The 12,286-nt window shown below is 65.2% G+C and carries 8 protein-coding genes; 4 read left to right on the forward strand and 4 right to left on the reverse strand.

What is annotated here, in order from left to right; genetic code table 11:
* Nucleotides 1–365 precede the first annotated feature (365 nt).
* Nucleotides 366–1,361, reverse strand: coding sequence for an ATP-binding protein (locus tag HZ992_RS16710; protein WP_209382960.1), 996 nt, complete (start codon nucleotides 1,359–1,361; stop codon nucleotides 366–368).
* Nucleotides 1,362–1,399: 38 nt separating this feature from the next.
* Nucleotides 1,400–2,131 (reverse strand): response regulator, encoded by a 732-nt coding sequence (locus tag HZ992_RS16715; protein ID WP_209387207.1) that lies wholly within the window; start codon nucleotides 2,129–2,131, stop codon nucleotides 1,400–1,402.
* 171 nt (nucleotides 2,132–2,302) lie between these two features.
* Between HZ992_RS16715 and HZ992_RS16720 the strand changes: the two genes are divergently transcribed.
* From HZ992_RS16720 to HZ992_RS16735, 4 genes are read left to right on the forward strand one after another with little or no spacing between them, the layout of a single operon-like run.
* Nucleotides 2,303–3,058 carry a DUF4395 domain-containing protein gene (locus tag HZ992_RS16720; protein ID WP_209382961.1) on the forward strand — a complete coding sequence of 252 codons (756 nt, stop codon included), beginning with the start codon at nucleotides 2,303–2,305 and terminating at the stop codon, nucleotides 3,056–3,058.
* Between the two features lie 11 nt (nucleotides 3,059–3,069).
* Nucleotides 3,070–3,495 carry a hypothetical protein gene (locus HZ992_RS16725; protein ID WP_209382962.1) on the forward strand — a complete coding sequence of 142 codons (426 nt, stop codon included), beginning with the start codon at nucleotides 3,070–3,072 and terminating at the stop codon, nucleotides 3,493–3,495.
* A 19-nt stretch (nucleotides 3,496–3,514) separates the two neighbouring features.
* A complete protein-coding gene (locus tag HZ992_RS16730; protein ID WP_209382963.1) occupies nucleotides 3,515–4,477 on the forward strand; it encodes an MBL fold metallo-hydrolase in 963 nt (320 codons plus the stop codon).
* A gap of 44 nt (nucleotides 4,478–4,521) precedes the next feature.
* Nucleotides 4,522–4,845: an ABC transporter ATP-binding protein gene (locus HZ992_RS16735; RefSeq protein ID WP_209382964.1), complete on the forward strand. Its 324-nt coding sequence runs from the start codon at nucleotides 4,522–4,524 to the stop codon at nucleotides 4,843–4,845.
* Between the two features lie 53 nt (nucleotides 4,846–4,898).
* Here the strand turns inward: HZ992_RS16735 and HZ992_RS16740 are convergent, their stop codons facing one another.
* Both HZ992_RS16740 and HZ992_RS16745 read right to left on the reverse strand, forming a co-directional pair.
* Nucleotides 4,899–6,071, reverse strand: coding sequence for a putative sulfate/molybdate transporter (locus tag HZ992_RS16740; protein WP_371816745.1), 1,173 nt, complete (start codon nucleotides 6,069–6,071; stop codon nucleotides 4,899–4,901).
* A 377-nt stretch (nucleotides 6,072–6,448) separates the two neighbouring features.
* Entirely contained in the window at nucleotides 6,449–12,025 is a 5,577-nt protein-coding gene (locus tag HZ992_RS16745) for a hypothetical protein (RefSeq protein ID WP_209382965.1), read from the reverse strand.
* Nucleotides 12,026–12,286 lie beyond the last annotated feature (261 nt).

Below are 12,286 nucleotides of genomic sequence, written 5' to 3' on the forward strand. Positions count from 1 at the left end.
CCGGCACGCCCCATAGAAGGTGCGCGTACGCGTCGTATTTCGCTGCTGGTACTTCAACCGTTCCACAAAGCCGACCTTCGCCAAGGTCCCCTCATGGCCGGCTCCGGGTTCTCGAGTGCGCACCGGACAGCTGTCGGCCGCGGTTGGGCGGCGCCGCGACGGATCGACGCTTCAGGTCGCCCCCTAAGTTGAAGGGCTGCTGACCGCAGCTACCGATTCGGCAGCAGCCGGCCATTTGCGGAAGTTGGTGACCGTCAGCAATATGGCCGGCCGTTGCACGGTGGGAAACAGGGGTTCCGACCAAGGCTGTCTGCGCACTGCTACAGATTCCCAGCCTCGTGTCCCACATTGCACGAGCAGCGCGATCACTTGGCGCGCGGCAGATCCAGCATCGCACGCAAACCGCCGCCGACCCTGTTCGCCAGGGCGAGGGTCCCGCCGTGGTACGCCGCCGCGTCCCGCACGATCGCCAAACCGAGCCCCACACCCCCGGTGTCCAGACTGCGCGACGCGTCCAGGCGAACGAAGGGCTCGGTGACTCGGGCCAGGTCGGCTTCCGGAATCCCAGGCCCGTCATCTTCGATCACCACGCGCAGCGCCGCCGCGGAGTCTTCGATCTGCACGGTCACGTTCTTGCCATGTGCCACCGCGTTGTCGATCAGGTTGGTCACTGCACGCTTCAGGACCGACAGCTTGCCGGCATAGGGCGCTGGCGTCGCGTGTCTGGGTGGAGTTTCTTCCAGGCGCACCTGGCGCCCGAGTGCCTGCTCGTCCTCGACGATGCTCGACAGCAGCGCCTCCATGTTGATCGGCTGGATCGGCTCGGCATCCTCCAGACCGCGCAGGTAGGCCAGCACGCTGTTGACCATGCCCTGCATGGCGTCGATGTCGGCATTCAGCTTGTCCTGCAGGTTTGGATCGTCGACCAGCTCCGCGCGCAGCCGCATGCGGGTGAGCGGCGTACGCAGGTCGTGTGATACGGCGGCCAGCGCGCGCCCGCGCTCCACCACCAGTTGGCGCAGGCGATGCTGCATGAAGTTGAAGGCCTCGGCCGCGCGTCGCACTTCGGTCGGGCCGCTCACGGGCAGCGGGGCAGCATCCAGGTCGTGCGCAAACGCCTTCGCGGCCGTCGCCATCTGCTGCAGCGGCTTGGTCGCCCAGCGTACCGCCACCAGCGACACGATGATGACCACCGCGAGCGTGATAGAGACGTGCCAGATGAAGCGCAGCGGCAGCGCTTCGAGCGCGGGCATGCCCGGGTGCACATGACCGTCGGCCAGCATCGCGGCGCGCTCCTGCAGGTGCAGCAGCAGGCTGGCGAACTGCGCGGCCAACAGGCCGAGCACCAGGATCAGCGTCATGCGGCCGGACAGCGAGCGCGGCAGCAGTTTGGCGAGCATCAATCGCATGAGGGCAGACCCTCCACGGCGGCAGCCAGTACGTAGCCTTCTCCGCGCACCGTCTTGATTAGTCCGGACTCGCGCCCGGTGTCCTGCAATCGCTGGCGAAGTCGACTGATCTGCACGTCGATCGCGCGGTCATAGGGCTCAGCCTCGCGGCCATGGATGAGTTCGACCAACTGGTCGCGGTTGAGCACCCGGTTGGGGTGATCCAGCAAGATGCGCAGCAGACGGTACTCGGCACCCGACAACGGGGTGGCCACGCCATCGGCGCCCGTCAGCACGCGAGTCGCCGTGTCAAGCTTCCAGCCGGCGAAGGCCAGGCAACGCTGGGTGTCCGGCTTCAGGTTGGGCGGAAGCGAACGCGTGCGGCGCAGGATGCCCTTGATGCGCGCCAGCAGCTCACGTGGGCTGAAGGGCTTGACCAGGTAGTCGTCCGCGCCCATCTCGATGCCGAGGATGCGGTCGGTCTCCTCGCCGCGCGCGGTGAGCATCAACACCGGCACGTTGGACTTGGCCCGCAGGTCGCGGCACAGCACCAGGCCGTCGGTGTCAGGCAGCATCAGGTCGAGCACCACCAGGTCGATGGCGTGCTTGTCGAGCACCTGCCACATCTCCCGGCCACTGCCAGCCGGCTTGGCATCGAAGCCGTTGCGCGCCAGGTAGTCCACAAGCAACTGGCGAATCTCGGGGTCGTCATCGACGATCAGGATGCTGTCTTTGGGGTCCATGACGATAGCGTCGCCGAGCGGTGTGCTCGGCCACGGCGAGTTTTGTATCGCAGTGTTGCATGCGATCAAAACGCAAGCTGGCGATGCAATTCCCTCGACCGCCGCCATTTGGCCGGCACCTTGCAGCGGTTTCAATGCTGGCAGGTCCACACACCCCGGGGTGATCCCAGCATGTCTGCCATCTTTTCGTTCGGAGAGCGCCTCGACGGCTACTCCGTGCCGGTGCTCAACGAGCGCGCTGTGCGCGCTGCCGCCGGCATCGTCTTCTTCTTCGCCATCGTGTCGTTCATGAACGCCTGGCTGATCGGCAACTTCCAGCCAACCCGGGTCTTCGTGGTGGCCTTCCTGATCGACTTCACGCTGCGCATCTTCGTCAACCCGAAGTTCGCGCCCAGCCTGATCCTGGGGCAGTGGATGGTGCGCAAGCAGCAGCCCGAATACGTCGGCGCACCGCAGAAGCGATTCGCGTGGGCGATCGGCTTCGTGCTGGCGGTGGTGATGTTGTACCTGGTCGTGATCAAGCATGTCATCGGGCCGATCAACCTGATCGTCTGCGCGGCCTGCCTGGTGCTGCTGTTCTTCGAGACGGCCTTCGGCATCTGCATCGGCTGCAAGGTCTACAACTGGTTCAACAAGGACCAGGCGCAGCTTTGTCCGGGCGGTGTGTGCGAGTTCGAGCCGGCACGCGGTGCTGGCGGCAGCTGGGCGCATGCGGCCGTGGTGCTGGCCTTCATCGGCGTCGTCGGGGCCTGGACCAGCCACGTGGCGGCCAACGATCCCTACGCCCGCGCGGTTGCCCCTACCGCCGTGCCGGCCGCGGCCTCGCCTGCCGTGGATGCGGCCGAAACCGAGCGCTGCAAGGTGCCCGACTTCGCCAAGGCCATGGGCCATGAAGAAAAGTGGAAGCTCCACAACAACTGCAAGTGAGATCGCCCGCCATGAACCACCCACTTCACACCCGTCGACGCTGGATCGCCGCCCTGGCGGCGGCCGGGGCCTCGCTCACGATGCTTTCTGTGGCCCGTGCAGCCCAGCCCGTCGTCGAGATCATCGCCTTCGCCCACCCGCCGGTGCAGTCCGCGCTCAAGCCGCTGCGCGAGCGGCTGGCCGCGCAGAGCACCCGATTGAAGGTGGTCGAGATCGACATGGAGACGCCGGCTGGCGAGAAACGACTTCAGGCCGTAGGCGTGACGGGCCATGTGCCCGTGGTCGTGCTCATCGATGGCCACCACTTGCACAAGCGCGCCGACGGCAGCAGCGTCGATCTAGTGAGCTTCCCCGCTGGACCGGGCACGCCGCAGGGTGTCAAGGGCACCTGGTCTGCCGCGGATGTCGAAGCCATCCTGAAGACGCGCCTGAAGTGAACTACCCGTGCGTGCCTTCATGAACCGCATCTGGGCCGTTGGTCCGGCGAACTGGCTCCGTCTCACCGGCCTGCTCGCAACATGCTGCATCTGGCTTGCGCTGCCCACGACGGCCCACGCACAGGAAGTGCGCTTCGAGCGCGTAGCCGAAGGCGTCTACGCGCACATCGGCGACCTCGGCGGCCGCACAACGGCGAACCAAGGGCTGAACGCCAACATCGGGCTCGTGGTTACGCCTGGCGGTGCGGTCCTGATCGACAGCGGCGCCACGGCCCGCGGCGCCCAGCGTATCCACGAGGCGGTGCGCAAGCTCACGTCGCAACCGCTGAAGTGGGTCATCAATACCGGTGGCCAGGACCACCGCTGGCTCGGCAATGGCTACTTCAAGGCCCAGGGCGCGCAGTTGATCGCCCACGCGAAGGGCGAGCCCGACCTGCGCAACCGCGGCAACGACCATGTGGACGCGCTGCGCGCGGCGTTGGGCGAAGGGATGGACGGCACCTTACCGACACTGCCGGACCGCTGGATCACGGGCACCGATGAAAGGCTGGACCTGGGTGGCGTGACCTTCGAGTTCAGGCATCGCGGCGGCGCGCACACCCCGGGCGACATGCTCGTGTGGCTGCCGCAATCGCGCGTGCTGTTCAGCGGTGACGTGGTCTATGTCGACCGCTTGCTGGGAGTGATCCCGGTGAGTCAGACCAAACCATGGCTTGCCACCTTTGCCGAGATCGAGCGTCTCGCACCAGCACGCATCGTGCCGGGCCACGGCCGCGTGACCGATCTGGCGACCGCGCAGGCCGACACCCGCGACTACCTGATGGCGCTCCGGACGCACATGAAGAAAGCAGTTGACGACGGCCAGGACATCAGTGCGGCGGCCAAGGCCTTCAACGCAAGGCCGTGGATGCGCCTGATGAACGCGGCCGATCTGATGCCGGGCAACGCCAGTCGCACCTACCTCGAACTGGAACGGGAGTAGTGCGTGGTCATGCTGTCCGGAGCGAAGTTCCCTAGGAGAACCCCATGAGTCTTGTCATCGCAGAAGGCCTGACCAAGACCTACCGCGCAAGCGAAGTCGAGGTGCACGCCATCAAGGGCGCAGACTTTGTCATCGAGCCAGCGTCGTTCGTCGCCTTCGTCGGTCCCTCGGGCAGCGGCAAGAGCAGCCTGCTGAACATGATCGGCTGCCTCGACCACCCGACCTCCGGCAAGCTGACCGTGCTGGGCACCGACATCTCGACGCTCGACCGCCGCGCCGCGGCCGACTTCCGCGGCAAGAACATCGGCTTCATCTTCCAGGACTTCAACCTGGTGCCGGTGCTCACCGCCTACGAGAACATCGAGTAGCATCGCCCGCGCTTGCCACACGGCGAAACACGGCCCCGCGGACGGCCGGCTGATCAGACCCGGTTGGTCTTGCGCAGCAGCAGGACTTGCAGCAGCAGCCCCACGCCGAAGCCGATGCCGACGTTCCACATCGACAGTCCGGCAGTCACCAGCAGCACGGTCGACTCATGGCCTTGGCGGCCCTGGTCGAACTGGCCGCCGGCCAGTTGAACGCCGGTCATGAATAGGATCGTGCCCAACACGGCTTGCGGCATGACCTCGAACAAGGCGACGACCGAGGCGCTGAAGCCAACGGCGAGCACCAGCAGCAGTCCTCCCAGGATCACCAACGAGCCGCCGGTCCGTGCGCCGAATGCCACGTGGCCGGCCATGCCACCGGCGCCGTGGCACATCGGCACGCCGCCGACCGCCGAACCGAACACGTTCATCACTCCTGTCGAGACGGCGACCTGGCGGTCGGTCACCGGACGGTCCGGAAAGAGTCGGTTGTTCTCCTCGCGCACGCCGATGATCGCGTTGCCCAGCGTGAGTGGCACCTGCGGCAGCGCCAGGAACAACGTGCCCAACACGATGTCGTTCCAGCCGATGCTGGGCCAGGCCCAGGTCGGCCACCGAAGCTCCGGACGGACCTCCTGAAGCTTGCGCAGCAACTCGGGTTGCTGCACGGCGGTCCAGGCGACTCCCAGCAGCAGCAGCACGAAGATGCCGGGAACGCGACGGCTCTTCGCCAGCAGCACGACCACCAGCAGACCCACACCCGCCAGCAGCCACTCGTTGGCCATGAGACGGGCGCCTTGCCACATGAAGGCCATGCCCAGACCGAGCACCACGCCCTGGGCGACCGGTCGGCTGATCCAGCGGGTGATGCGCTCGGCCAGACCCGTGGTGCCGAGGACCAGCCAGATCAGGCCCGTGACGAGTCCGGCTGCGTAGACCGCTCCCGAGGTGATGACTGCAGACTGGGCCGCCTGCGTGGTGGCCACCGCGCCCGCTGCCTTCATCGGCTGCACCGGGAAGGGTGTCTTGTAGACCCATCCACAGACCACCATCGACACGCCGAATCCGAACAGCACGCCAAATGCGTCGAGCTTCATGACGCTCAAGTAGGCGATCACGAAGGGCACGAGCGTGCCGAGATCGCCGAAGGCCCCGGCCCATTCGAGGCGGTCGTAGCGGTTGACGGGGACCGGCTTGGGTGGGCTGGACGGTGGTGACTGAAGCGACAAAGTTGCGGGGCTCGAAGACGAGGTTTCAGTCTAGCCTGAGAGACCAGGGTGCCTGTATGAGGTCTCGAAGACCGGCACTGATGGCATACGGGCGCGAGGCCGCGAACACGACTGTCCTATGGCTGGTTTCGGGTGCCCCGCCAGCCATCTGCTACTTCGGCAATGGGTCGGGACCACCACTTGACGGCGAGGGGAAGCTGTCACTCGCCAGCGCAGCGTCGGTACGCGCGCCGTCGTCGAACCGATGATTGGCGTGTGGCGGCTTCCAGGGTGCACCGGTCATTCACCCAGAGGAGGCGCGAATGGCAGGAATCGGCCGCCGCCGTCACTCGACCTTAGAAGTTGACCGGCTGCAGTCAGTCTAGTTTGGTCATCCGCTACTGCGACGCCGCGGCGAGTAGGCCTGCGCTGTGCGCGCAAGCCAATCCCAGGATCGCGCGATGCAGATCCCGCTCTACGGGCAATTGCCTTGACGCAGCGACGACCACGCCAAACTCGGTACGTGCACCAATCTTCGCAGCCCGGCTAAGCCGCCGTGGCGATTCCTCTAGGCTAGGCAGAATCTTTCTCGCATCCTCCAGCGTGTCGGCACTGGCAGCGAAATAGTTCAGCCGGAGCTCTGTCGCGTCGTAGCCCACCGTTTTGAGCCATTTGATATGTCGACCCAACTGTTGAATGTTTCGACTCACCAAGTACGGCCGATGTGCTTCGCCGTCAACTTCAGTCTGCCAATCGCTGAGGATCTCGAACGTCGCCTTCGCAAACGCCATGTCCGATGCCATTGCCTCAAGAACGGTAGCCACCAATCGATCCCTGCGATCCGCCCCGCCCTGAACGTCCATACCCGCGAACGGCTCGACCCGCAGCGCATCCGGCTCAAAGTCCTGCATGCTGGTTCTACTCCCGACATCTTCGTAGGCTGCAAAGAACGCCTTGGCCTCCTCCGGTGGAACCGAGAGCGTTTCAGCGGCCACCTCGTGCAGCACGTTCAGTTCTTCCCCGCGCGCACGTCGCTGCATCAGCAGCGCATCGAGGACGGAAGCAACCGGGCGTACACCGGCTTCTTGGCTGGCTGCATCAACCTGCGATTCAACTTGCACGGGAGCAACCGTCAGTTCCCTGACGTCAAGGGCACCAATGAACTTCGCCACCGCTGCCGCCGTGCGCGTACCGTCCGTTGCACGCTTGCCATCCTGCCGCTTGGGGAAATGATGACGCACAGCGGAGGCCGAAACACCGAGCAGAAGGCCCATCGTGTCGGAACGCCATGCGTGCTGCAGGGCCACCTGTGCGCAGATGTCACCAGCCACCCACCATGCACCGTGCCAATAGGTCCGCGACAGGGTGCCGACCCCGGATTGGCCCATCCACAGTCCAAGCCGATCGATCTGGCTGGGCCAACGCTCCGGAGAAGGCGACAAGGATCTCAGACGAGTTTGCGCGTGGGATGGCAGCAGCAGCGATTGACAGAGCTGCACAGCGATCGGCGAAGCTTGCGGGTCCGGCATCAGCATGTGGCTCATCATTGAGGTGGCGTAGGTGTGGCGCATGCTGTAGTTGATCGCGAAGTGATCGCCGGACGCCCGCTTGACCGCCCAGTTTCCCAGCGCGTACAGCGGCGCATCGTCGTAGAGCAGATCCGCCCCTGCAGCAAACAAGGCGTATTTCGCTTGCCCACCAAGCTTGTCTGCGGCTCGGTAGCGCGTATTGATCAGTTCGTTAGCTGCCTCGCTCGCCAGACTGACCGGGATCGTGCGCGGAAGCGTCTTGAGCGATCGGATCACATTGATTCGCACGCGAAGGCTTGTGCGCTCGTCGTCCTGGAAATCGGTCACCTTGACGCCGTAGCCTTCGGCCGGCCGCAGGCCATACGCCTGATTCAACGCCAACAGCGCTGCGCCCGTTTCCCCGACCTCTGTGGCTTTTCCATCCGGCGTCCTCGCGAGATTGAAGGCTCGCTCGACGATGTGAGTGGGCAGCACCACGTTGCGAGCGTTTCGGAGCCGGGACTCGGTATGCGCGTCGAACCTGGAGTTCTGCATGCCGTGCCATTCGTGCAGATACCGGAGAAACAGTCGCAGCGGCGCCTTTGCAGCCTGCTGCTCCGCTTCCGCCACTCGGGCAATCACCGCTCGGAAGAACGCTGCCAGCGCCTCTTCGTCGCACTGCAGGAGGTCGACGTTCCAGGCCACTTCAAGAATATGGGCGACGATTCGCTGCCGGTAGGTCTGCAGGGAGCCAAAGCTGTAGGTGTCGACGCGGAATCCGCCGATGGCCAGCATGTAATAGATGAACTCGACCGCCAGCGCGACGATCTGCTGACGTTGCATCCACGCCTCGAGCTCGGGCCGGTGGCGGCCGCTGAACATGCGGTGCAGCCTCATGCGCTGCTGGCGCGACGCCGCCTGGAACTTGGTGACCTCCCCTTCTGCTTCGTCCACGAGCCGACGGATTGCAGCCACCGCCGCCTTGATGTCCGCGTCTCGGTGCTTCCGCGGCCCGCGGGGCGAAGGGGGCGCTGCGCGGAGCACTCGAGGTTCTGCGCCCAAGAGGAGCGCCGTGCTTTCCGGGGACGGCGCGTTGCATTCGTTCGCACCCGTGATGCTGGCGTAGACCGAACCCGGCACACGCAAGAACCAGTAGGGTCGCATCACCACGAGAAGCTTGCGCAGATTCATCGATCCTCGCAGCGCCGTCATCTGCGCCAAGAACCTGCGCGCCTCGGCCTCCACCTTCTCGAACGCCACGGGCCCCGTCTCCTGGCGAACACCAAGGTATCCAGCCACTGCAGCGGCAGTCTTGTACGTGAGGTCGACCGTCCTGTCGTACTCCGCGGCCATCGTCTCGATGGACGCTCGCAGCTGCAACTGCCCCGCGAATCGAGCCGGCCCCTCGGTCTGCAGGACCATGATCAACCGCTCCAGCTCCTGCCGGTCCAGAACGGCCTCACAGCACACCAGCAGAACGGCGATCAAGCCAAGCACGCGCTGTGCCGTCCGCTCTTCACGAAGGTAGTTCTTGATTTGGTCCTCGAGGCCGTCCGCCACGCAGTTCGCCAGCGCGAGATGGCGGCCAAAGTTCAGTTCGACGGGACCTTCGCTGATTCGTGCAAGGTTGAGCGATGCCGCCGTGACCCTGTATTTGCCGGACCGGCGCCATCCCGTCGCCAGTTCCGCGAACGCCGTCCTGACTCTCGCCTTCGCTCGAGGGTCGTCGCGGAGTTCGTCCTCGATCCCGTCCATCAGCTTGCGCACGGTCTCGTCGTCGAGCAAGAGAACCCGCCGGCCGCGCAGCTGGGATTTCTTGAGCACGCGAGTGGCGACACGTCGAATGGCGTCGAGCTCTGCATTGAACTGCCCGTCGACGCTGAAGTGCACGTTTGTTGGTCCTGCCGGCTTGAGCAGCTCGGACCGGGGCGCAGCGTATCCCGCTTCGGTTCGCCACTCTTGCTTCAGTACTTCGAGCTGCGTGATGACCGCTTCGACTACAGCGGGCTCGCCTCCATAGCGGTCCCGTATCCCGTTTTCAATCCGCTTCAGGTCGGCGTCGTTGAGGTCGACGCAGGTGCCGTCCAGCAACATCGATTCCGGCACCACCTCGAGCACTGTCCGACGCGCCCGTCGGTTCGCCTCGTCGGTTTCCAGCTTGCGCGCCTCGTAGGCTTGATTGCTGGACACGAGCGAAGGAAGCGGCGCGTTCAGCCGACCCAGGTAGTCCTTGGCCCAAGGGGCAGCAATGGCCTTGCCGCCCATTTCGACCAGGTACCGCTCGAGCGGCTCCTGCAGACGCTTGAGCTCGACTGCCGGAATCCAGACCGAGGCTGCGCCAAAGGGATGCTGCTCTCGCACATGCCCGAGCAGGAGTTCTATGTGGGCGCCGCTTACTCCGTCATCAGCGAGCCAGGTCGCGACGTTCCGCCGCAGTGCCCGGATGTCGAACGGAGCCGGTCCGTCGAACTGCAAGGCCTTCCACGCTCTGCGAATGGCCCACTGCACGAGGCGGGTCGACAGCGGCACGACCCGCCGGGTTCCGATCCGGAAGAGCAGCCCGACCTGCTGAACTGCATCGGCACCCTTCTGGGGTTGGAGAAACCCGAGCGCTGTGCGCAGGCGGTCGGCGTGTGCTGGATTGGAGCGGGCCAGCGCGGCGATCAGCCATGCGATATGTGCGCGGCACCACCGCAGTTGCTCGACCACTGGCTTGACGAGCGGCACGAAGCGAGCCTCGCTGCCGACGTTGATCTTGTCGGCAACGAAAGCGATCGCGTCATCGAGACTCACGTCGTGCAGGAACGGCAGCAAGGCACGCGCGTTACGGTGACCGATGGCGGTGACGACGAGTGCGCCCGCATACAGCATGAAATCGTTGCTGTGCCGGTAGGCCGGCTTTCCCTTCCTGTCGATCGCGCGTTCGGCAAGCCAGTCCAGGACAGCAGCCATGCGTGTGGCGTCGACCCAGGTGTCACCTTCGATGGCTTCCCGCGGCTTTGCGCTTGCCTGGGGGTGTGGGACCTCCGGGTAGCGGATGGCATGTACTGCCATCCGATAGGCATGCCGGACCGCTGCGCAGCGCGGGTGCACGTAGTGGGACAGCGACTCCCGCCGAACCTCCAATTCCTCATCGTCCTCCTGCAATGTCTGGTCGTCCGCAGAGCCTGCAGCGTCGTTCTCGTCGGAAATTTCGCTGTCGTCGTCCTGGTCAACGCCCTCCCCGACGTTCAGCTCATCCGGCTCGGACTCGTCATCGGCCGTTTTTCCTGTCGGCCGTGTGCTGCACAGATGCGTCACGATTGCCCGGTTGGCCGTCGAGAGAAAGATCTGCCGGGCAAGGATGTGCTTGACGCAGAGATCGACCTGATGACTCGAACGCCCCAGGCGCTCGCCGAGGTGCTCGAGCACTTGCAGCCAGATTTCGTCAATGGGAAGTGGCAGCAACTCGTCGATGACAAAGTCGCGCTGGAACGGGTGCAGGTGCAGGTCCAAGTCTTCGACCTCCAGCCACAGGGCTACACCTGCGGCCTGCTTCGGCGCCCATAGCACTGTGTCGCCACGCCGGGGGTCGCGACGCTCGATGACGAACTGCCGTCCGCCTGGACGGGCTGCCGACGGCTCGGACGATATGCCGTCTGATCGCACCGAGACCGGTAGCAGTGCAGCCTCGGTCATCGTGCTGGCGGTCAATGCTCCCACCTGAGCTAGCAGTCCGCCCGCTGCGGCCAGCATGTCGGCCTTGAGCACTATCCGATCAGCCGCTGGAGCAGGACTTGCGCTGAAGCTGGCGGCCAAGGCGGAGGCTTCGAGAGCATTCAGGCCGTAGGTCCACTCCGCGAGCAGTTCCCGGTCCCGCAACTGCTGACTGCCGCGATTACCCCATCGCCTAGTCGTCGGCGCGGGTGTCTTCTCCTCTGGCACGGGCGGCAATGGCCCCACCCCTTCGATGAGGCGCGGCGAGTATGGCCGGCGCGCGTCGGTTTTGCGGAGCAGGTCAACAAACGCCACATATTCTTGGGGTGCATCGGGCAACCCGAGTGACTCGAAGTCCTTCGCCGCACCTTGCCCCGCAGTGAGACGATCGATCAACGATTGGCAGACGATTTCCGGCGAAAGCTGATCGAGAGAGGCTGCGTGCGCCACTTCACCGAGTTCGGCGAACTGCGCCCCCGCTCCCATCGGTCGGCCAAAGGCCCCCAAGACCCTGTAGCACGCCGGCCGCTTCTCCGCGTGGCCACTCCACACGCGGATGAGCAGGTGACTTGCCGCCATCATGAGCTGCTCGGCGGGGTCAGGTGCAGCAGCAGAAGGCCAGTGCAGCAGCCCGGAGTGCGCGGATGGGAGCGCGAACGCGGCGTGAAGGGCCTGGGTCAGCAGCGGATCTACCGACTTCGGGCCTCGCGCTAGAACATCGTGTCGGACATCGCGAAGCGCCTCCGACAGATCTGCTGCCTGCAGCGCCAAGCTGCAGGCTGGTACCAACGGCGCGTGGAGATCAGCAAGACGAGCGAACGCCGGACTCAGCCGATCAAGGTACTCGAGGTGGCCGGCTAGGCCGTACGCTGAGCCGCGACACCCGAACCAGCGCAGCAAGCGGTGCAATTGGGCCGCCGCCGCGGGGTGTGGCGCCATCGTCCGGCACAAGACGACTAGCTCAGTGTCCGCGGCTGCAGGCGCTGGTGAGGTAGTAGCGTCGAAGCTTGTGAACTGCACCGGTAGGCTGGG

The sequence above is a fragment of the Rhizobacter sp. AJA081-3 genome, assembly GCF_017795745.1.
Lineage (GTDB): Bacteria > Pseudomonadota > Gammaproteobacteria > Burkholderiales > Burkholderiaceae_C > Piscinibacter.